Here is a 21,429-nt window from a genome sequence, read left to right as displayed (position 1 = left end):
GCTACTGGTCGAAGTGAATCACGCCTTTAATCAGTTCGCGGTTGTTGATGATCTGCGACTCGAAGGTTTCATCCAGCGTGGAGAACGCCAGATGGTGATTCAGCATCATTTCGGCGCGCAGCTGGCCGCTGGCCATCAGCGCACTCACCCGGTCAAAATCTTCGCGGGTGGCGTTGCGGCTGCCCATCAGCGTGGTCTCTTTTTTGTGGAATTCGCTGTCCGGAATGACCAGATCGCCTTTGTGCAGGCCGACATAGACAATCGTACCGCCGTGCCGCATCAGGTTGACCGCATTGTTCATCGCTGCCGGGCTGCCGGTGGCGTCGATTACTTTCAGCGCCAGACGGCCACCAAACTGCTCGCGCAGCGCGCTGTAAAACGCCTCATCAGCCGGATTCAGTGCTGCCAGCCCGAGCTGGTCAGCGACATGCTGGCGACGAAATTCGCTGGTATCCGCCACCACCACCTGTGCGCCGCTGGCGGCGGCAATGGCGGCCACACCCAGTCCAATCGGTCCCGCACCGACCACCAGCACCTGCTCATCCGCCACAATTCCGGCGCGACGCACGGCATGGGCGCTGATGGCAAACGGCTCAATCAGCGCGGCCGCTTCCGGTGCTACCTCATCCACCGCCAGCAGCGTGCTGACCGGCACGGTTAAGTAGTCGCAGAAACCGCCATCCTGATGCACGCCAATCACCGAGATCTGCTCACAGCAGTTGGTTTTGCCGCTCTGGCAGGCGTCGCAGCGCAGGCAGGAGATGTAGGGCATTAACGCGACCCGCTGGCCCGGCTGAAAACCCTCAGCGCCACGGCCCAGCGCCACCACTTCGGCACAGATTTCATGGCCCAGCACCCGTGGATAGCTGAAGAACGGCTGATTGCCGGACCAGGCGTGAATGTCAGTGCCGCAGATCCCGGCGGTAAGGATTTTAATCAGCGCCTCGCCAGCGGCAGGCTCGGGGGTGTCGCGGGTGGCCCAGACCATCTTACGTGGTTCAGCGATGACCAGTGCTTTCATTGTTGTCATGGTGATTCTCCGGTTGTCCTGCAGGCAGTTATGGCGAATCCTGCTCGTCGCGCGGCGTTCGTTTGCGGGAAGTGTGAAGCACGGCGATTTTTTTGGGCTTTGAATGGTTTTTAATGCATAAAAAACCGGAGAGTCCGATGAGTCGCAGCCAGAATTTGCGTCAGAACGTCATCAACCAGATGCTGGAGAGTATTGCTCAGCATCACATTCGTTCGCCCCTTCCCCCACAGGCTGCACTGGCCGAGATGTTCAATATCAGCCGGACCACCGTGCGCCATACCCTGCACTATCTGCATCAGTGCGGCGTGCTGGATAAAGTCGATCACACCTACGTTATCGTGCGCGATCCGCGCGAAGAAGACAGTTTTAGCGCCTTAACGCCGCCGATAGAGCAGCAGGCCAGCCACTTTGAGCAGATGTTTTTTAATATGATTAACCAGCGGCAGCTGGTGCCCGGCGATACCTTCAGCGAGCTGCAACTGGCGCAGCAGGTGAAAGTCAGTCCGGTGGTGGTGCGCGAATTTCTGCTTCGCTTCATGCGCTATGACCTGCTGGAGCCGGTGAAACGCGGCCAGTGGCGTATGAAAAAATTCACGAAGGACTACGCCGAAAAGCTGTTTGAACTGCGCGAGATGCTGGAAACCCACGCCCTGAGCCGCTTTCTTAATCTGCCCGCCAGCGATGAACGCTGGGTGCAGGCGCGGGATCTTCTGGATCGCCACCGATCGATGCGCGACACCATCGCCAGTAACTATCGCCACTTTGCTGCGCTGGACCGCCAGATGCATTCGCTGATTTTATCCGCCGCCAATAACCCCTTTTTCAATCAGTCGCTGGAGATTATCTCGGTGATCTTTCACTCGCATTATCAGTGGGATGAAAGCGATCTCAAGCAGCGCAATATCGTGGCGCTGGAGGAGCATATGGCGATTCTGACCGCGCTGATTGGCCGTCAGGATATCGACGCGCTCTGCGCATTACATAACCATCTGGCGACCGCCAAGACCTCGATGGTGCGCTCAATCGGCCAGTACAATTAAAAACCGATTAAAAACCACAAAGCATTAGCTCCCGCACGATTCAGAAACATCTTTGCAACATCCTTAACCCTTTGCTCTTAGTCTCGACTGCAACGTCACGGCGGCCTTTTGCCGCTGCGCGCAGACCCCTTCTCACCATAACGATAAGTACCCAGTTTCGGGAGAGTGCAATGGAAAAGACCTCAGTAACCGGCCGCGACAGCGTGACCGGCGACACGCCACCAGACCAGGATTTCGTGCCAATGCGCAGCGACGTGGTGCGTTCACCGCGCATCCGCAAGGTGCAGATTACGGCAATGCTGCTGTTGCTGTTCGCGGCCATCATCAACTATCTGGATCGTAGCTCGCTGTCGGTCGCGAATATGACCATCCGCGATGAGATGGGGCTGAGCGCCACCGAAATCGGCTTCCTGCTCTCCGCCTTTTCGCTGGCGTATGGCCTGGCGCAGCTGCCGTGTGGCGCGCTGCTGGATCGCAAAGGACCGCGCATTATGCTCGGTATCGGCATGTTCATCTGGTCGCTGTTCCAGGCCGCTTCCGGTCTGGTGCATAACTTCACCCAGTTCATCCTGGTGCGCATCGGCCTGGGGATTGGCGAAGCGCCGATGAACCCGTGCGGCGTGAAAGTGATCAACGACTGGTTCAACATTAAAGATCGCGGCATGCCGATGGGGATGTTTAATGCGGCTTCGATGATTGGACTGTCCGTAGCACCGCCGATTCTGGCCGCGATGATGCTGGTAATGGGCTGGCGCGGCATGTTTGTCACCATCGGTATCCTGGGCATGTTCCTCGCTATCGGCTGGTATATGATTTACCGCGACCGCGACAACAACACCCTGAGCACCGAAGAGATCCACTATCTGCAGGCGGGCAGTGTGGCGTCGCGTAAAGAGCCGATCAGCTTCAAAGAGTGGCGCGGCCTGTTTAAGCAGCGCACCATGTGGGGGATGATGATTGGCTTCAGCGGCATTAACTACACTGCCTGGCTCTACATCGCCTGGCTGCCGGGCTACCTGCAGTCCACCTATCACCTCGATCTGAAAAGCACCGGCCTGCTGGCGGCGATTCCGTTCCTGTTTGGTGCGGCGGGCATGCTGCTGAATGGCTATGTGGTCGACTCGCTGGTGCGTCGCGGCTTTAACGCGGTGAAAACCCGCAAAGTCTGCATCGTCAGCGGTATGCTGCTGTCCGCCGGGTTTACCGCCGTGGTAACCCGCGCGACGGATACCTCCAGCGCCGTGACGCTGATTGGCATGGCGCTGTTCTGCATCCACTTTGCCGGCACGTCATGCTGGGGACTGATTCATGCCAACGTGACTGCGCGCATGACCGCCTCGGTCGGCAGCATCCAGAACTTCGCCAGCTTTATCTTCGCCTCGTTCGCGCCAGTCATCACCGGCTGGGTGCTCGACACCACCAAATCGTTCAGCCTGGCGCTGATGATTTGTGCCTGCGTCACGCTGGTTGGCGCACTCGCCTACCTGCTGCTGGTGCGCCAGCCGATCACCGACGGCGAATAATCACGGCTGACGGCGCGGCGTTTACGTCAGCGCCGTCAGGGTGACTCCATGTTTCGCACCGTAACGCTGAATACCTGTCATCACCTTCTCCGCGCTCAGCGCAGGTGGCGGTGGCAACAGCGGTGCCCGTTCACGCAGCGCCGAGTCGAAGCGGGCAAACGTCGCAAAGTCACGCGGATATCGCTCTTCATCCACGCCGATTAAGACCCCCTCATCACGCGCATGGGACAGCAGCCCCCGCCAACGATCAATCTCCGCCAGCCCGATACTGTCGGTGCCGTGAGAAAAGAGCATCATGTCGATGTTACGGAACGGCGGCTGTTTTTCGAGGAAGCGTTGCAGCGCTGACGCCGAGGATTCGCTGCTGAAGCTCAGCCAGAATGGAATTGACTGCTGCTGCTGCGTACACCACGGATCCATCAGCAGGAAGCTGTCCACCGTTAGCCGGGTCGGTAAAATGCCCGCCGCCAGATACCAGTCGCGGTAGATCTCCGCCACCACATAACTCATCGCTTCCGGGTCTTCATAGCGAATCTCCATCAGCTTCCAGTTCTGCGCTTCGGCCAGCTTTTTCAGCGGCGCAATCAGATAGCCATCCAGTCCCCACTCCGCTTCCGGCACCCGGTCGGTGATGGCTGGCGGTGTCCAGCGCTCCCGATCAACGCCATAGCGCGCCAGATATTCCGCCACGCGCGGACCACCCTGCATAAACTCTTTTTCGCTGGCCCCGCCCGGCGCACCGAACTGAAAGAACGAGCGATCGCTGGTGCGCGTCACCGGCCACTGCTGGGTGCAGTGATTGATAAACAGCGTGGAACCGGCGGGCAGGCTCCCCATCAGAAATTCGTTGAAGGCCAGCGGCAGTTCACGCAGTTTCAGCCGGAAATAACGCATCTGATCGAGCATCAGACGATCCTGATTCGGATCGTGCATGTGGTGAACGGCCAGCCGTGGCCAGGCGGCCAGCAGCGCGGCGGCCACCTCTTTGCCCTGCTCAAAACTCGCCTGGGCATCATCCGGATCGTTGCTGGCGGCCCGAACCGGACAGAGGAAGGTTTGCGGCAGCCACGGCACGTTCATCGCCGACGCCAGATGCACCAGCGCGCCATTCGACGAACCGATAAAGGCCGCCGGATAATCCTGTTGTGGATACTCACTCACCATCCATTCCGCGATGCCTTCTATATCCAGCTCGCCCGCCTGCCGCAGGCTGATGCCCTCGGCCATGCCACCCAGCGCATAGCCCCACTCACGCAGCCCGGTCGGCAGACGATTCAGCGAGGGCAGCAGCCGGTCGAGCGTCGGCGACTGGCTCGGACTGGCAAAGGGGCGATCGTGCAGCGCATTCGCCAGCGCCAGCAGCATGGCGGCGGCAGAATCAAAACGGGCGATGCCCTTGGGCGGTTTACTCATGCTGATTCTCCTGCTGAATGCGCGCCAGGAAGGGGCGGATGGCGTTGCAGAAACTCCACGGATAGACGTAATGCAGCGTATGGGTGCCGTCGCGCAGCGTCAGGCGCTCACTGCGCGGCATCAGCGCGGCAAGCTCATCCAGCCAGCGCGCCGGGCAGATCGGATCGCGCGAGCCACGCAACAGTAACGTCGGCGCGTTGATATAAGTGAGGCGATGCTCGATGTGGTCGCGCATCATGACACGCAGCGTACCAAACGCGCGCCACAACCCCGCTTTGGCATAGTCGATGCGCGCCAGCGAACCCGGCGAACGGTGCGCCTCCAGTCCGGTGTTGCGCCAGCTGCGCCACAACTGACGTGTGAGACTGCGCGCATGGCGATCCACCGTCGGCCCCTGCAGCACCAGCCCCGCCACCGCCTGCGGATATTTCACCGCCAGCGCGGCCAGAATCTGGCAGCCAAAAGCGTTGCCCACCCAAATGGCACGCTGAAAACCGTTGTGCTGCAGCCAGAGCCAGAGGGCTTCCGCCTGCTGATCCACCGTCATGATGGGTGCGGAAGGTGGCAGCATGCTGGCCCCAAAACCGGGCAGATCCGGCACCAGCACGTGATAGTCGCGACCCAGCGCCAGTGCCAGCGGCTCCATCGCCCGGCCCGACATCACCAGACCGTGAACCAGCACCACCGGCAATCCCTGATCCTCATTGGGCGTGACGCGGGTAAACATGCGCCAGTCACCTACCTGCTGAAAGTAACCCGCCAGCCCGGCGTGATGACTGCGCGGTGACACCGGCGGCGTCTGTTTCAGCGCCTGCCAGCGTTTCATACCCCAAAGCGTAGCCGCCACACCTAATCCCACGCCTGCCACAATCGCTGCCTGTTTTCGTCGATGCTTCTGGATCATCCGCTGCTCCTGGTTTGGGGAGAATAATTCAGTGTAGGACGGGATCGGGTTGGTGGCGGGTTAATGGGGAGTTGCGGAGGGTGAATTCTGGTGGAGGGTCTGTCAGATGTAAGCGGGAGGGCAAGGACGGCAGTGAATGATGTGTGTACGCTGTGAGCGAGAAGCGGACATGAGAGCCAGTGTTTTCACGTCTGCGTTTACGCAGAGGATCTGAGTCAACGATTTCAGGCAATAAAAAACCCGCACTGGGCGGGTTTATTTTATTATCAGCAGTGCTTATCTGCTCAGACTAATGTCTTCATCGCTATTGTAGGCGTCGCTGATAATGAGCGCGGCTTACAGCGCTGTGACGTTGCCAGCTGCAGGGCCTTTAGCGCCATTTTCAATGGTGAAGGAGACTTTCTGACCTTCATCAAGCGTTTTGTAGTTATCACCCTGGATAGCAGAGAAATGCACGAAGACATCTTTGCTGCCGTCATCGGGAGTGATAAAGCCAAAACCTTTATCAGAATTAAACCATTTTACTAAACCAGTCATTTTGTCAGACATAGATATTTCCTTAATCGATTAGCCACTAAGAGCGGCGAAGATGGCCTGTAGTTAGAGATTTACTTATTGGGCACTTAGGAGGAGGCTTTCGAAGAAGGATATCTGTGGATAACACTTGAACTGAAGACTACTTTACTAAAACTGCTTTCATAAGGTCTGTGTTCCAAACCGATGACGCATTAAGACATAGCGATAATAATTTAGCAATGTATATGCTTATTTATTTTAACCATTTAAACGCTCAGATGGCTGAATGGCGAGAGGAGGCACACAAATAAGATGCACCAGAAGTGCCAAAACGCGGGTTTAAATCAGCAGAAGCAAGGACAGAAAAAACAGAGAAGGTGATAATCACAGGTCGATCCCTGACCGCGATTATCGAGGGTTTCTTGCGGGGTGCTTAGTACATGGCACCCGGCGGTACGTGTTTGAACGTCTCAACGTAAGCGCGGAACACGTGTTTAAGAATGCGTTTCATGAAATACCTGATTCAAATTTAGTTGAAGATATACCGAAAAAGTATAGCCGCTGTGCGTTTTAACAGCAAATAAATTTGAACCAGATCACAAAAATGCCGCTTTTATGTGCAAAAGCCCTAGGCGGTGTAGCCGAGATGCTGCAACAGAATGGTGGAGCCAACGGCGATTAACACCACGCCACCCAGCACTTCCGCCCATTTGCCGAGTACCGGACCGATAAAGCGCCCGACTAATACGCCGGTCGTCGCCATCACGGTGGTGGCGGCACCAATGGTGAGCGCGGTGGTGATGATATTCACCTGCAGGAAAGCCAGACCGACACCGACCGCCAGCGCATCCAGGCTGGTCGCAACGGCGGTGGTCGCCAGGACCATAAAGCCATGGCTTTGCGGGGCTTCGCAGGGTTCTGCGACAGCAGTCTGACGGAAACCTTCCATCATCATACGGCCACCCAGAAACGCCAGCAGAGTGAAGGCAACCCAGTGATCCCACGCCATGATGTAACGGCTGGCAGCCAGGCCAAGTGCCCAGCCAATCAGTGGGGTCAGTGCTTCAATAGAGCCGAAGATCAGACCGGTACGCAGCGCTTCTTTAAAACCAGGACGATGCAATGTGGCACCTTTGCCCAGTGCAGCAGCAAACGCGTCCATCGACATACCCAGCGCAAGAATTAAAGTGGCAATAAAGGTCATGATTTATTCACCTGGGGCGAAAAAGCGGCAATTCACGCTGAATTCACCACACAAAGTGTTCAGTTATGAAAAAGTGGGCGCAGTCTACCACGCAAAGGCACAGATAAAAAGACAGTAAAATCAGGGATTTAAGTATAGCAAAGGCTATAACTCTTATCATTCGCTATGAATCGCGCTAAGTCGATGGTGCTAAAGCCTTTTCTGACCCTTTCCTTTGCCCTGCAACGCCCCGGATGGGCGTATTGCCGCACGCCACCATTGAACCGTGTCGCCGATTACCGGAGAATGCCGGGCTGATAAATAGGGGATACCGGTTATGAATAACCCTTTTGAGACGTTGATCGTGCCTGGCGGCATTCTGCTGCTGGGTTTTCTCTCAGCACTACTGCTGCCCGCGCCCGCCTTTAGCGTGACCGTGGCGCAGCATCTGTTGCAGATGTTCCATTTGCAGGATCTGAATCAGCTTTACACGGTGGTGTTTTGCGTCTGGTTTTTGCTGCTGGGCACCATAGAGTTTTTTGTTATCCGCTTTGTCTGGCGTCGCTGGTTCAGGGGCTGATCGCCTGCGCATCGACCAGCGCTTTTAGTCGTTCGGCGCTGCGCGCATAGCCTTCACGCGGCAGATGTGCCGCCCCCAGCACCAGACCCGCACCGCGCTGATCGGCCTGCTGATACCAGATCGACAGCGGCGAGGGCGCCATGCCCCACTCTACCGCCTGCTGCGCAATCAGCTCATCCGGCGTACCGGCAGGTAAGCGGACAATCACCGCCAGCCCGGCGCGTTGCAGGTCGGGAAAGTGAGGATGGAGCGCCGCGATCATCTGTTCCAGTCGCTCATGATAGACGCGCTTCATGCGCCGCAGATGCCGCATAAAGTGACCTTCCCGCAGAAACTCCGCCACCGCGTTGTGCAGCAACCCTGAGGATGCGGGCGAAAGTAACGCGCAGACCTCCCCGAAGCGCGTCGCCAGTGCGGGCGGAACCACCATAAATCCGAGCCGAAGTTGCGGCGTCAGCGTCTTGCTGAAAGTGCCGATGTGCAGCACCCGCCCTTCGCTGTCGAGCGCTGCCAGTGCTGGTGCGGCGCGATTGCCGGGCTGAAGCTCACCCAGATAGTCATCTTCGATAATCCAGCGCTGCTCGCGGCTGGCCCAGTTCAGCAATTCATGGCGGCGCGCGAGGCTCATTGTCATGCCAAGGGGTGCCTGCTGTCCCGGTGTGACCAGCGCGAAAGCGGCCTCCGGCGCGCGGGCAATGCCGGCCTCCACCTGCAACCCTTCATCGTCAACCGGCACGGCAACCGGCGTAACACGCAGCGCTTCGACTGCGCGACGCGCCACCCAGAATCCGGGATCTTCCAGCCAGGCCGTTTTGCCCTGAAAATCCATCGCCAGCCCAATCAGCCCCATCGCGCCCGCATAGCCGCTGGTGATAATGATCTGGTCCGCCTGACAGCGCAGGCCGCGCGCCACCGCCAGATAGGCCACCAGCGCCTGACGCAGCGCTAAGCTACCGCGCGGATCGGGATAGCTGGCCGGTCTGCTGACCTGCATGCGCGCCTGACGCTGCAGGATGCGCAGCCAGACTTTGGCCGGGAACGCATCGCTGGCCGGAATGCCCATCTGAAAGGTCAGCGGTGGCGCTTCAAACTCTTCTATACCCTCCGGCAACGGGCGTTCAGGACTGGCACTGGCCGGTTTTAACGGCAGTAATGGGCTGACGAAGGTACCCGCCGCGCCTCTGGCCTGCAGAAACTGACCATCCACCAGCATGTCATAGCTGGCACGAACGGTGCCGCGCGCCACACCGAGCTGCGCCGCCAGATCGCGGCAGGAGGGCAGACGCGCGCCGGGCTGTAAGCGCCCTTCACCAATCGCCTGTTCAATCAGCTGCCGCAGCTGTTCGCTGAGACCGCGGGATGTTCCGCGCTGCAGTGTCAGCACAGAAAGCGGCGATGGACCAGTCAGACTCTCATTTTTTGGCACTTTATCTGCTCCATTGAAAAGCCGAAAATCGCCTTATCAACCCCAGGAGGCAATAAGATGAGCGAACGTATCGATTTTCACAGTGCAGCACCGGCAGGCATGAAAGCGCTGGGCGGCGTTTACAGTTATCTGGCACAAACCGATCTGCCGCTCACTTTACTGGAACTGCTGTTCCTGCGCATATCGCAGATTAACGGCTGCGCCTACTGCATTGATATGCATACCAAAGCGCTGAATAAAGCGGGCATGGGCTGGGATAAGATCGTACTGACCCAGGTCTGGCATGAATCCGGCACGCTGTTCAGTGATAAAGAGAAGGCGGCTCTTCACTGGGCTGAATGCCTGACGCTGATTGCTCAGCAGGGCGCGCCAGACGATTGCTATAACGCACTGACAGCTCACTTCAGTGAAAAGGAGATTGTCGATCTGAACATCGCGATTGGTCTGATGAACACCTATAACCGCATAGCGATAAGTCTGAAAAAGCTGCCTGCCAGCGCGAATCAGTCATAAGTGAATCCGATGCGTGCGCCGGTGCGCGCGCATTTTCAGACTCACAAAAATGTAACATTATTTTTACACAAGCGCCTGTTCAGGCGCTCTCACCCCGATTCCTGTTATTCCTCACTGCATAATAAATCGCTAAATTTCAGCTAATTAAATAATTCCGCACTGTTAACATCCTTTCCGTCCCTGCACCAGCATGGGGCTTTTCCGCAACATAGCTTTTCAGTTAACTCACTGACTTCACTCTAAAAAACCGCTAATACGCCACACATCGTGATGATTAATTCTTATGCTGAATCATTTCTGCATTTAAAAAATAAACTAATGTTTAATTCAGATGCGAGAATGTTATATTCGGATGACTAAGCATAACGTTCAGTTAACGCGTTATCACCGCTTTAACCCTATACCTGAGACTTAACCTTTGAGAAATAGCGCAACGCGCTCGTAAGAAGCGTGACTATTTCGCCTGCGAAACTGTTGGGCTTCAGGTCAACAGAAGAGGAGATGTCGCCTCATGAGCAATTCAGCTGTAAACCTTGCGCTCGCGATGAGTGCCATGGCAAAGGACACCACTACTACCGCGCAGGAGCGCAAAGACGTTGATGTGCTGCTGATTGGTGCGGGTGTGATGAGCGCTACCCTCGGTGCATGGCTGCAGGACTTAGAGCCGGACTGGTCCATCGAGATGGTGGAGCGGCTCGATAGCGTGGCCGAAGAGTCATCCAACGGCTGGAATAACGCGGGCACCGGTCATGCGGCGCTGGCGGAGCTGAACTATACGCCTCAGCAGGCGGATGGCAGCATCGACATCTCCAAAGCGGTAACGATCAACGAATCGTTCCAGATTTCCCGCCAGTTCTGGGCTTATCAGGTCCAGAAAGGCAACCTGCGTAATCCTAAAAGCTTTATTCACAGTACGCCGCATATGAGCTTTGTCTGGGGAGACGACAATGTCGACTTCCTGCGCAAGCGCTTCGCGGCACTGCAGAAAAGCACCCTGTTCCGTGGCATGGCCTACTCCGAAGATCCGCAGCAGATTGCCCGCTGGATCCCGCTGGTGATGAATGGCCGTGATCGTAGCCAGAAAGTGGCCGCGACCTGGACAGAGATGGGTACCGATGTGAACTTCGGTGAAATCACCCGTCAGCTGATCGCTGCGTTAGAGAAGAAAGCGAATTTCCAGCTGCGTCTGCGTCAGGAAGTCCGTGAGCTGAAGCAGCTGGCCGATGGTCGCTGGCAGGTGACGCTGCAGTGTCTGAACAGCGGCACCCGTCGCACGCTGACCGCTGGCAAAATCTTTATCGGTGCTGGTGGCGCGGCGTTACCACTGCTGCAGAAGGCTGGCATTCCGGAAGCCAACGGTTACGCCGGTTTCCCGGTGGGCGGTTCATTCCTGGTCACGGAAAACCCGCAGGTCGTCGCGCAACATATGGCTAAGGTTTACGGCAAAGCCAGCGTCGGCGCACCGCCGATGTCCGTGCCGCATGTCGATACCCGCGTGCTGGATGGTAAGCAGGTGCTGCTGTTTGGCCCGTTCGCCACCTTCTCGACCAAGTTCCTGAAGCAGGGTTCGCTGATGGATATGTTCACCTCGCTGAACAGCAGCAATATGCTGCCGATGGTGAAAGTGGGCCTGAAAAGTTTCGATCTGGTGAAGTATCTCATGGATCAGGTGCTGCAGAGCGATCGCGACCGGATGGATGCGCTGCGTGCTTATGTGCCACAGGCGAAGCAGGAAGACTGGCGCTTAGTGACTGCTGGTCAGCGTGTGCAGATCATCAAGAAAGATGAGAAAGAGGGCGCGGTATTGCGTCTGGGCACCGAAGTCGTTGCGTCACAGGATGGCACGATTTCAGCGCTGCTGGGTGCCTCGCCGGGCGCGTCTACGGCGGCACCGATCATGCTGGAGCTGCTGCACAAGGTCTGTCCTGAGCAGATGGCTTCGCCGGAATGGCAGAACAAAATCCGTGCGGTGGTCCCATCATGGGGTCGTAAGCTGAACGGTGACGTGGCACTGACAGAGAAAGTGTTAGCCGAAACGAGTCGTATTCTGCAACTGGACTATTCGCCAGTCACGCCGATGGCGGCCAACGATGAAGGACGGGAAACCGCGTTCGTCGTCGGCAAGTAATCCAGCGCCGCTGATAAAGAGGCTCCGCACTGCGGGGCCTTTTTTTATTGGCCGGTTGCCTGGTCGTACCCGGTATTCTCTATTAGGGTTAAGGCATCTTTTAGCTGAACGATCAGGAGGAACCCGCATGTCTTACTCCCCTGCGTCACCCGAATTTACCCTGCTCGACCGCTACTGGCGGGCAGCGAACTACCTCTCCGTCGGACAGATTTACCTGATGGACAACCCGCTGTTGCGCGAGCCACTCAGGCCGGAACACATCAAACCCCGTCTGCTGGGTCACTGGGGCACCACGCCCGGACTGAATTTCATCTACGCCCACCTCAACCGTGTTATCCGCAAACAGAACCTGGATATGATCTACATCTGCGGGCCAGGCCATGGCGGCCCCGGCATGGTGGCGAATACCTGGCTGGAGGGCAGCTACAGCGAAATTTATCCGCACATCTCTCAGGATGCGGCGGGCATGCAGCGCCTGTTTAAGCAGTTCTCGTTTCCGGGCGGTATTCCCAGCCACGCGGCACCGGAAACGCCCGGCTCGATTAATGAAGGCGGAGAGCTGGGCTATTCGCTCTCCCATGCCTTTGGTGCGGCCTTCGATCATCCCGACCTGGTGGTGCCGTGTGTCATTGGCGACGGTGAAGCGGAGACCGGGCCGCTGGCCTCCAGCTGGCACGGCATCAAATTCCTCAATCCTCAACGTGACGGCGCGGTGCTGCCGATTCTGCATCTGAATGGCTATAAGATTGCCAACCCGACGCTGCTGGGCCGCAGCAGCGATGAGGATCTCCACCAGCTGTTCAGCGGCTACGGCTATGAGCCGATATTCGTCTGCGGGCATGAGCCGGAAAAAATGCATCCGCTGATGGCGGAGGCGCTGGATAACGCCTTCAGTAAAATCGCTGCGTATCAGCACGAAGCGCGCAGCGGCAACGCCAGCACCGACGTGCCGCGCTGGCCGATGATTATTCTGCGCAGCCCCAAAGGCTGGACCGGCCCGAAAACGGTCGACGGCAAGAAAGTGGAGGATTTCTGGCGGGCGCATCAGGTGCCGGTCGCGGCCTGCCGTGAAGATGAAGGTCATCGCCAGATTCTTGAGACATGGATGCGCAGCTATCAGCCCGACGACCTGTTTGATGAACAGGGTCGGCTGAAGCCGGAACTGCAGGCGCTGGCACCAGAGGGCGATAAACGCATGGGCGCTTCGCCTTATGCCAATGGCGGCCTGCTGCGTCGTGAGCTGGATACGCCTGCGGCTGCGGAGTTTGCCTGCGATGTCCGCGAGCCAGGCACGGAGATGGCGCAGGCCACCGAGCATCTGGGCCGCTATCTCAGCGTGCTGTTCCAGCGCAACCGCGATAATTTCCGCGTATTTGGCCCGGATGAAACCGCCTCTAACCGTCTGACACCCGTCTTCGACGTGACCAGCCGCACCTGGCTGGAACGAACCGAGCCGTACGATGAGCAGCTGGCGCGGGATGGCCGGGTGATGGAAATCCTCAGTGAGCATCAGTGTCAGGGCTGGCTTGAAGGCTATCTGCTGACCGGCCGCCACGGGCTGTTCAACTGCTATGAAGCTTTTATCCACATCGTCGATTCGATGTTTAACCAGCACGCCAAGTGGCTGAAGGTGTCACGTAAACTGGGCTGGCGTAAGCCGATCTCGTCGCTAAACTATCTGCTCTCTTCACACGTCTGGCGACAGGACCATAATGGCTACAGCCATCAGGATCCGGGCTTTATCGATCACGTCGCCAACAAGAAAGCGGACATCGTGCGCATCTATCTGCCGCCGGATGCCAATACGCTGCTGTGGGTGGGCGATCACTGCCTGCGCACCTGGGACCGGATCAATGTGATTGTGGCAGGCAAGCAGCCTGCGCCGCAGTGGCTGGATATGGCCAGCGCCGTGACCCATTGTGAGGCGGGTATGGGCGAATGGCGCTGGGCGGGCACGACGCCGGAGAATGAACAGCCGGATGTGGTAATGGCCTGCGCCGGTGACGTGCCCACTATGGAGACGATGGCGGCGGTCGATCTGCTGCGTGAGATGCTGCCCGAACTGCGTATCCGCGTGGTGAACGTGGTCGATCTGCTGGCGTTACAGCCTGAAGATCAGCATCCGCATGGTAAATCTGATGCGGAGTTCGACGCGCTGTTTACCCAGGATAAACCGGTGATTTTTGCTTTCCACGGTTATCCGACGCTGATACATCGCCTGACCTATTCACGCACCAATCACCGCAACTTCCATGTGCGCGGCTTTAATGAAGAGGGAACCACCACCACGCCATTTGATATGACGGTGCTGAACGAGCTTGACCGTTATCATCTGGCGCAGGAGGCGATTCTGCGCGTGCCGGGGCTGGCCGATGCACATCCGGAACTGCTGGAGGATTTACAACAGCGTCTGGCGGAACATCATCGCTATGTCCGTGAACATGGCGAAGATTTGCCGGAGGTGCAGAACTGGAAATGGCCGTCGGCCACCGCACCCGGTGCGCCCGATTAAGCGGCCAGCAACGCGTCGGTCAGCATCCAGACGGTAGTCGCCACCAGCGACAGCGCCATCAGGCTGTTAAACAGCTGGCGCTTCCAGGCAATCTGCAGATGGCTGCGCAGGCGATCGCCCAGCGCAGCCCAGATCAGGATGCAGGGCAGATTGAGCAGCATAAAGCCGATCATTACCGTCAGCACGCCGCTGCTGCCGCTGTAGAGCAGCGCGACGTTGGTGGCCATCAGCCAGGCCTTGGGATTGATCGCCTGGAAGCAGGCACCCCCCACCATCGTCATTGGCTGCGGTCGGGTTCGCGCTTCAGGTGCGGCGGCGCGAAAGATTTTCCAGGATAACCACATCAGATAGGTACAGCCTGCCAGCGTCAGCGGCAGGCGAATCGCCGCCATCCAGTGCAGCAACACCTCCAGCGCCATCCCGGCAATCACCGTCTGTAATGCACAGCCCACCAGAATGCCAAACACCATCGGCAGGGTGCGCCGCATGCCAAAATTGACGCCGGAGGTCGCCAGCAACAGGTTATTCGGGCCTGGCGTAATCGACATCACGGTAACGTAGCTGAAGAAAGAGGGATCGAGCATCGTGGCTCTCCTGAAAGTGGACAGAGTTCTATGCTACGGCGGGGAAAGAGATGGTAACAGTGACACAAAATCACTATTGTTATGGTTACAGTTATTGTTAACAGCAATTGTACCCATCCAATCCGGAGGCTACTGTGTCCCTTGCTCCCACGTCCGATCAGCCGCTCTATCAGCAGCTGGCAGACAGCTTCGCTGAGGCCATCCATCAGGGCACGCTGAAACCCGGCAAGCGCCTGCCGGCAATCCGCCGCGTTGCCCAGTCACATCAGGTCAGCGTCAATACGGTGCTCAATGCCTGGCAGCTGCTGGAAGATCGCGGGCTGATAGAGGCGCGTCCCCAGTCGGGCTACTACGTGCGCGGGGTGTTGCCCGCCGTCACCCGTCACGGTCAGCATAAGACCCGGGTACGCGACCCGAGTAGCGGCAAGCTCGACCTGATCGATAAGGTGTTTGCGGCGCAGAATCATCCCGACTACACCAATATCTCGCTGGCCTGCCCGCAGGACAGCGAGCTGTTTCCGGCGGCGCGCATCGCCCGGATTACCGCCTCATTGTTGCGCCGTCATCCCAACATGATCGGGCGCTATGCACTTCCGCCCGGTAGTGAGCGCTTACGGGAGGAGATAGCGCGACGGGCGCTGCACGCCGGCCAGACCCTCACGGCCGATGAGATCACCCTGACCCACGGCTGCATGGAGGCGCTTCAGCTGGCACTTCGTGCCGTCACGCAACCCGGCGACTGCGTCGGGCTGGAGTCGCCGACCTACTTCTTCCTCTTCCCGCTGCTGGCCTCGCTGGGCCTGAAGGCGCTGGAAATCCCTACCGATCCGCAGCATGGGCTGTCGCTGGATGCGCTGGAGATGCTGCTGCAGGAGCAGCGTATTAAGGCACTGATTGCGATGCCGAGCGCGCAGAACCCGCTGGGCTGCGGCATGTCGCTGGAGAATAAGAAGCGGCTGGCAAAGTTAGTGAATACTTACCACGTTCCGCTGATAGAAGATGGGCTGTATGACGAACTGCAGTTCGACTGGCCGCTCTCACCCGCCGTGAAAGCGTTTGATCGCGATGGCTGGGTGATCTACTGCACCAGCTTCACCAAAACCGTGGCACCCGACTTCCGTATAGGCTGGACGGCTGCGGGTCGTTTTCATGATGCGATTGCCCGACTGAAAGCCGTCTCCTCGATGGCCGAATCCGCCCTGCTCTCCGAAACGCTGGCGGAGTTTCTCGCTTCCGGCGGGTACGACCACCATCTGCGCACGCTCCGCCGCCGCTATGCGGCTAATCTGGATGAGGCACGGGGTCTGATCGCCCGCTACTTCCCGGAGGGCACGCGCGCAACGCTGCCGCGCGGTGGCTTCGTCTTCTGGGTCGAGCTACCGGGCGGCGTGAATACTACCGAGATGTTTGATCGGCTGCTGCAGGAGCAGATTTGCGTCACGCCTGGCGCGCTCTATTCGCTGAGCGAGCGCTACAATCATGCGCTGCGTCTCTCCTGCTGCTATCCGTTTGATGCGCGCTACACCCGGGCGATTCAGCGCGCGGGTGAAATCGCCTGTGAACTGGCAGGAGTGCCGTGCGGCGAGCCTCAGGGCGTGCCGTTGCGGCCCCAGACGGTATAGCCGCGACGCTCGGTCAGGCGCTCGTAATAATTGCGCACCGCCGGATAGTCGGGGTGTTCGAGCGGCGTTTCAAACCAGCGGTTCACCGCCAGACCGATCGGAATGTCGGCCAGCGTGAAATTACGTCCGGCAACGTAGCGACCGGTCTTTTCCAGCTGCTGATTAAGAATGCTCATGGTATGCGCCCAGCCTTTGCTGGCCGCCGCCAGCAGACGCGGATCCTGATGCGCCGGGGAGTTTCGCACCAGCGACATAAATGCGTAGCGCCATGAGGTGTTGAGTTCGGTGGCTTGCCAGTCTATCCACTGATCGACAGGCGCACGCGTCTGCGGATCATGAGGATAGAGCCACTCGCCGCCATAGGCATTCGCCAGATAGCGCAGAATGGTATTGGATTCCCACAACACAAAGTCATCATCTTTCAGCACCGGCACCATCGCATTCGGATTCAGTGCCATGAATTCGGGCAGATGGGTGGAGCGGAAGCCGTCGCCCCACTCTTCGCGCTCAAAATCAAGGTCAAGTTCGTCACACAGCCATAATACTTTGCGCACGTTGATTGAGGAGGCGCGTCCCAGGATCGTTAGCATTCATAGTCTCCGGTAAAATCTTTAACTTATTGATAACGCTGTTAGCTGTTATAAGCAATCATCCGGCAGAGAAAAGGCCACACTGAACCCAGAGCAAGGAGTCACAATGCAGGTCGCGTTTAAGCAAGTCGATGTGTTTACCTCATCCGCCTTTAAGGGCAATCCGCTGGCGGTGATCATGGATGCTGAGGGGTTAAGTGACAGCCAGCTGGCGGCGATTGCCCGCTGGACTAACCTGTCGGAGACCACCTTTGTGCTGCCGCCACAGCACGAAGAGGCGGACTACCGGGTGCGGATTTTTACCGTGGAAGGCGAGCTGCCGTTTGCCGGTCATCCGACGCTGGGTACCGCGCACGCGCTGCTGGAGGCGGGCTGGCCAACCCGAACGCCGGGTGAAATCGTGCAGGAGTGTGGCGTCGGTAACGTGACGGTGAAAATAGGTGAGGCGGGTCTGGCCTTTGCTGCGCCGCCAGCCACGCTGATGCCATGGCAGGATGCGCTGATGGGGAATGCCTTTAACAGCGATGCGTTCGATCTGACGCAAAGCCCGACGGTGGTCGATATGGGGATTCGCTGGCTGCTGGTGCCGATGGTCAGCGCCGAAGCCGTGCTGGCGCTGCAGCCCAATGTCAGCGATTTGCAGCGCCTGATCAAACATGCAGGTGTGTCTGGCGTGATGCCATTTGGCCGCTTGCCTGAGGGCGAGCAAGAGCAGTATGAAGTGCGCGGCCTGCTGGTAGAGAATGGCAGCCTGACCGAAGATCCGGTGACCGGCAGCGCTAACGCCTGTCTGGCGCGTTACTTCGCAGCCGCAGGTCTTACCACCTCCTATCGCGTTCGTCAGGGTACGGCCCTGCAGCGCGCCGGTCGGGTGAACGTGACCTATGCCGGTGAGACCATCTGGATTGGCGGCAATACGGTTACCGTCATCGACGGCACCATTACGCTGTAAAATGCGGCGGCGTCGTATTTTCCGCGACGCCGCCAGCGGTTAAATTCCCTGCCCGCCTGACGCTTCAATCCGCTGCGCGGTGATCCAGCCGGTTTCGTCACTGAGGATCGCGCTAATGGCATCACCGATATCATCCGGCAATCCGACACGGCCCAGCGCCGTCAGCCCGGCAATCTGATCGTTAATCTCGCGGGTATCGCGAACCCGGCCACCGCCAAAATCGGTCTCTATCGCACCTGGTGCCAGGATGTTGACGCGAATGCGTCGTTCGCCCAGCTCTTTCGCCTGATAGCGCGTCAGCACTTCCATCGCCCCTTTCATCGACGCATAGGTCGAGGAGCCAGGGTAGACCAGACGGGTCAGACCGCTGGAGATGTTCAGGATGCGGCCACCGTCATTGATCAGCGGCAGCAGCTTTTGAGTCAGGAAGTATGGCCCTTTAAAATGCACATTCACCAGCGCATCAAATTCCGCCTCGGTGGTGTCGGTAAACGGCTTGTAGTGTCCGTGACCAGCGTTGTTCACTAAATAGTCAAAGCGCTCCCGTTGCCACTGCTGCTGCAGTGCCTGTTTCACTTCGCCGACAAAGCGATCGAACTGGCCGGTTTCGCCGACATCCAGCGCCAGCGCCACTGCGCGTCGTCCCAGCGCCTCAATTTCCTTTACGACCGCCTGCGCCTCATCGGCATGGCTGCGATACGTCAGAATGATATCTGTGCCCCTGGCAGCCAGTTTTAAGGCTCCGTTACGGCCTAAACCGCGGTTTGCACCGGTAATTAACGCTACTTTCTGATTCATCTCTCACACCTGTTGAAAAATTGAACACGCGTTAAGGATATTCGTGAATTATTGATCTATAAACAGTGTTAAACGCGCATCACTGTTTCAATAAAAACAACAATCGGTGAACAACATGGATAAAATTCACGCAATGCAGGTATTTGTGCGGGTGGCCGAAATGGGCAGTTTTACCCGCGCGGCAGAGAGCTTAGGCATACCCAAAGGCAGCGTATCGCGGCAGATTCAGGCGCTGGAGAACCAGATGGCAACGCGTTTGCTGCATCGCACCACGCGCCGGGTGCAACTTACCCAGGATGGATTAGTCTATTACGATCGCTGTCTGGATTTACTGTCGATGATTGACGATATGGACAGCCTGTTTCAGCACGAGCCGGCCTCGCTCAGCGGTAAACTGCGGGTGGATATGTCGGTGGCGATGGCCACCGGTTTTGTCCTGCCACGGCTGCCGGAATTTTTGCAGCACTACCCCGGTGTGGAGATTGAGCTGAGCAGCAGCGACCGCCAGGTGGATGTGATCCGCGAAGGGTTTGACTGCGTACTTCGGGTTGGTGAGCTCAAGGATTCGGGACTGATTGCGCGAAAAATTGGTACCCATACCTTGATCAACTGCGCCAGCCCTGGCTACCTTTCGCGGTTCGGCATGCCGACCCGTCTGGAAGAGCTGTCGCAGCATGCGATGGTGCATTACAGCCAGCAACTGGGTCAGGCATCACCCGGCTTTGAATATTTCGATGGCAGGCAGTGCCATTACGTTCATACCGGCGGCGTGGTGACGGTGAACAGCACCGAAACCTATCGCGCCGCCTGTCTGGCAGGATTAGGCATTATTCAGGTGCCTGCCGCCGGGATTCAGACATTACTGGAAAGGGGCGAACTGGTGGAAGTGCTGCATCGCTTCCCCGCCAGACCGATGCCGATCCATCTGCTCTACCCGCACCGGCGCAATGTGGCACGTCGCGTGCGGGTATTTATGGAGTGGCTGAGTCAGGTGTTACAGGAGTACGTCACCTGAGCGGCTATACTTTGATTTTCATGATAAACAGGACAGTGAAGGTCTATGACAGACAAGCAGGAAAACCCGCAGGATTTGCAGCCACAAAAGCCGCTTATCGATATTAAAACCGGCAATCACACCGTGGATGAATCTATTGTTCGCGTGTCGCGTTTCGCCACCTGGTTCCAGGCTATTCCGGCGGTGGCGCATTTTATTCGCGCCCTTGACCGCTTTAACGATCGGCTCGGCAGCCAGTTTGGTGCGGCCATTACTTATTTTTCGTTTTTATCGCTGATCCCCATTCTGATGGTGTCGTTTGCCGCCGTGGGTTTTGTGCTGGCATCGAATCAGGATCTGCTGACCGATATCATCAACAAAATCGTCAGCAGCATCAGCGATCCGACGCTGGCGACCACGCTGAAGAATACGGTGAACACTGCTATTCAGCAGCGCGCCACCGTGGGGATTACCGGTTTACTGCTGGCGCTCTACTCCGGTCTTAACTGGATGGGTAACCTGCGTGAAGCGATTCGCGCCCAGTCGCGTGACGTGTGGGAACGGAAACCGGATGACAAAGAGAAGATCTGGAAACGTTATATCCGCGATCTGCTGTCGCTGACCGGTCTGATGCTGGCGCTGGTGATTACGCTGTCGCTGACCTCAGTAGCCGGTTCTGCGCAGGCCTCTATCGTGAGTGCGCTGGGTCTGGATGGCATCGACTGGTTACGGCCTGCGCTGACCATTATCGCCACTTCAATTTCCGTGATGGCGAACTATCTGTTGTTCCTGTGGATTTTCTGGATCCTGCCGCGTCATAAGCCGCGCAAGAAAGCGTTGTTCCGCGGCACTCTGCTGGCGGCAATCGGCTTTGAGGTGATTAAGTTTGTGATGACGCTGACGTTGCCGAAGATGGCGACCTCGCCTTCCGGTGCCGCCTTTGGTTCGGTGCTCGGCCTGATGGCGTTCTTCTACTTCTTCGCCCGTCTGACGCTGTTCTGTGCCGCGTGGATCGCCACCGCCAAATATAAAGATGACCCACAGATGCCTGAAGCGGGCAGCGCGTCACGACACAAATCATCGTAATCCGTTAACAACAGCGGAAAATATCACCCCTCGGC

The 21,429-nt window shown here is 57.8% G+C and carries 20 protein-coding genes; 10 read left to right on the top strand and 10 right to left on the bottom strand.

Annotation, left to right across the window (positions count from 1 at the left end; genetic code table 11):
• Window position 1: 1 nt before the first annotated feature.
• On the bottom strand, window positions 2-1,030 hold the full coding sequence (locus PU624_RS04965; protein ID WP_283546798.1) for a zinc-binding alcohol dehydrogenase family protein: 1,029 nt from the start codon (window positions 1,028-1,030) through the stop codon (window positions 2-4).
• Between the two features lie 137 nt (window positions 1,031-1,167).
• Here PU624_RS04965 and PU624_RS04960 point away from each other — a divergent pair, with 137 nt between their 5' ends.
• Both PU624_RS04960 and PU624_RS04955 read left to right on the top strand, forming a co-directional pair.
• On the top strand, window positions 1,168-2,070 hold the full coding sequence (locus PU624_RS04960; RefSeq protein ID WP_283546797.1) for a GntR family transcriptional regulator: 903 nt from the start codon (window positions 1,168-1,170) through the stop codon (window positions 2,068-2,070).
• A gap of 170 nt (window positions 2,071-2,240) precedes the next feature.
• Window positions 2,241-3,593, top strand: a complete 1,353-nt coding sequence (locus PU624_RS04955; protein ID WP_283546796.1) for an MFS transporter — start codon at window positions 2,241-2,243, stop codon at window positions 3,591-3,593.
• A 21-nt stretch (window positions 3,594-3,614) separates the two neighbouring features.
• Here PU624_RS04955 and PU624_RS04950 read toward each other — a convergent pair whose 3' ends face one another.
• From PU624_RS04950 to mntP, 5 genes are all read right to left on the bottom strand, one after another.
• A complete protein-coding gene (locus PU624_RS04950; RefSeq protein WP_283546795.1) occupies window positions 3,615-5,006 on the bottom strand; it encodes a hypothetical protein in 1,392 nt (463 codons plus the stop codon).
• A complete protein-coding gene (locus PU624_RS04945) occupies window positions 4,999-5,910 on the bottom strand; it encodes an alpha/beta fold hydrolase (protein WP_283546794.1) in 912 nt (303 codons plus the stop codon). Before PU624_RS04945 ends, PU624_RS04950 begins: the two co-directional genes overlap by 8 nt.
• A 336-nt stretch (window positions 5,911-6,246) precedes the next feature.
• A complete protein-coding gene (cspE, locus tag PU624_RS04940) occupies window positions 6,247-6,459 on the bottom strand; it encodes a transcription antiterminator/RNA stability regulator CspE (RefSeq protein WP_031593036.1) in 213 nt (70 codons plus the stop codon).
• 400 nt (window positions 6,460-6,859) lie between these two features.
• Entirely contained in the window at window positions 6,860-6,937 is a 78-nt protein-coding gene (azuC, locus tag PU624_RS22285) for a stress response protein AzuC (RefSeq protein WP_150011385.1), read from the bottom strand.
• A 117-nt stretch (window positions 6,938-7,054) separates the two neighbouring features.
• Window positions 7,055-7,630 carry a manganese efflux pump MntP gene (gene mntP / locus PU624_RS04935; protein ID WP_003852038.1) on the bottom strand — a complete coding sequence of 192 codons (576 nt, stop codon included), beginning with the start codon at window positions 7,628-7,630 and terminating at the stop codon, window positions 7,055-7,057.
• 316 nt (window positions 7,631-7,946) lie between these two features.
• On the opposite strand from mntP, the gene PU624_RS04930 reads away from it, so the two are divergent.
• Window positions 7,947-8,189 (top strand): DUF1158 domain-containing protein, encoded by a 243-nt coding sequence (locus PU624_RS04930; protein WP_283546793.1) that lies wholly within the window; start codon window positions 7,947-7,949, stop codon window positions 8,187-8,189.
• On the opposite strand, the gene pdxR is transcribed toward PU624_RS04930, so the two are convergent.
• Window positions 8,179-9,615, bottom strand: coding sequence for a MocR-like pyridoxine biosynthesis transcription factor PdxR (pdxR, locus tag PU624_RS04925; protein WP_283546792.1), 1,437 nt, complete (start codon window positions 9,613-9,615; stop codon window positions 8,179-8,181). The genes PU624_RS04930 and pdxR overlap by 11 nt on opposite strands.
• A 57-nt stretch (window positions 9,616-9,672) precedes the next feature.
• Here pdxR and PU624_RS04920 point away from each other — a divergent pair, with 57 nt between their 5' ends.
• The 3 genes from PU624_RS04920 to PU624_RS04910 all read left to right on the top strand — a co-directional run bounded on the left by PU624_RS04920 (window position 9,673) and on the right by PU624_RS04910 (window position 14,768).
• The gene (locus tag PU624_RS04920) at window positions 9,673-10,128 is read left to right on the top strand and encodes a carboxymuconolactone decarboxylase family protein (RefSeq protein ID WP_283546791.1); all 456 of its coding nucleotides are present in this window, start codon (window positions 9,673-9,675) and stop codon (window positions 10,126-10,128) included.
• Window positions 10,129-10,639: 511 nt separating this feature from the next.
• Window positions 10,640-12,256 (top strand): malate dehydrogenase (quinone), encoded by a 1,617-nt coding sequence (mqo, locus tag PU624_RS04915; protein ID WP_283546790.1) that lies wholly within the window; start codon window positions 10,640-10,642, stop codon window positions 12,254-12,256.
• A gap of 127 nt (window positions 12,257-12,383) precedes the next feature.
• Window positions 12,384-14,768: a phosphoketolase family protein gene (locus PU624_RS04910; protein WP_283546789.1), complete on the top strand. Its 2,385-nt coding sequence runs from the start codon at window positions 12,384-12,386 to the stop codon at window positions 14,766-14,768.
• Here PU624_RS04910 and PU624_RS04905 read toward each other — a convergent pair.
• Window positions 14,765-15,352 (bottom strand): LysE family translocator, encoded by a 588-nt coding sequence (locus tag PU624_RS04905; protein ID WP_283546788.1) that lies wholly within the window; start codon window positions 15,350-15,352, stop codon window positions 14,765-14,767. The genes PU624_RS04910 and PU624_RS04905 overlap by 4 nt on opposite strands.
• A gap of 134 nt (window positions 15,353-15,486) precedes the next feature.
• Between PU624_RS04905 and PU624_RS04900 the strand changes: the two genes are divergently transcribed.
• Window positions 15,487-16,974, top strand: coding sequence for an aminotransferase-like domain-containing protein (locus PU624_RS04900; RefSeq protein WP_283546787.1), 1,488 nt, complete (start codon window positions 15,487-15,489; stop codon window positions 16,972-16,974).
• On the opposite strand, the gene PU624_RS04895 is transcribed toward PU624_RS04900, so the two are convergent.
• Complete coding sequence (locus PU624_RS04895; RefSeq protein ID WP_283546786.1) at window positions 16,941-17,564, bottom strand: glutathione S-transferase family protein; 624 nt, start codon at window positions 17,562-17,564, stop codon at window positions 16,941-16,943. The genes PU624_RS04900 and PU624_RS04895 overlap by 34 nt on opposite strands.
• A gap of 106 nt (window positions 17,565-17,670) precedes the next feature.
• Here PU624_RS04895 and PU624_RS04890 point away from each other — a divergent pair, with 106 nt between their 5' ends.
• Window positions 17,671-18,516: a PhzF family phenazine biosynthesis protein gene (locus tag PU624_RS04890; RefSeq protein ID WP_283546785.1), complete on the top strand. Its 846-nt coding sequence runs from the start codon at window positions 17,671-17,673 to the stop codon at window positions 18,514-18,516.
• Between the two features lie 39 nt (window positions 18,517-18,555).
• Here PU624_RS04890 and PU624_RS04885 read toward each other — a convergent pair whose 3' ends face one another.
• Window positions 18,556-19,314, bottom strand: a complete 759-nt coding sequence (locus PU624_RS04885) for an SDR family NAD(P)-dependent oxidoreductase (RefSeq protein ID WP_283546784.1) — start codon at window positions 19,312-19,314, stop codon at window positions 18,556-18,558.
• A 115-nt stretch (window positions 19,315-19,429) separates the two neighbouring features.
• Between PU624_RS04885 and PU624_RS04880 the strand changes: the two genes are divergently transcribed.
• On the top strand, window positions 19,430-20,329 hold the full coding sequence (locus PU624_RS04880; protein ID WP_283546783.1) for a LysR family transcriptional regulator: 900 nt from the start codon (window positions 19,430-19,432) through the stop codon (window positions 20,327-20,329).
• A 45-nt stretch (window positions 20,330-20,374) separates the two neighbouring features.
• Window positions 20,375-21,394 carry an inner membrane protein YhjD gene (yhjD, locus tag PU624_RS04875; RefSeq protein ID WP_283546782.1) on the top strand — a complete coding sequence of 340 codons (1,020 nt, stop codon included), beginning with the start codon at window positions 20,375-20,377 and terminating at the stop codon, window positions 21,392-21,394.
• Window positions 21,395-21,429 lie beyond the last annotated feature (35 nt).

The organism is Pantoea sp. Lij88 (assembly GCF_030062155.1).
GTDB lineage: Bacteria > Pseudomonadota > Gammaproteobacteria > Enterobacterales > Enterobacteriaceae > Pantoea.
The sequence above is the reverse complement of the archived record's forward strand: the minus strand, read 5'-3'. Positions and strand labels throughout refer to the sequence as shown.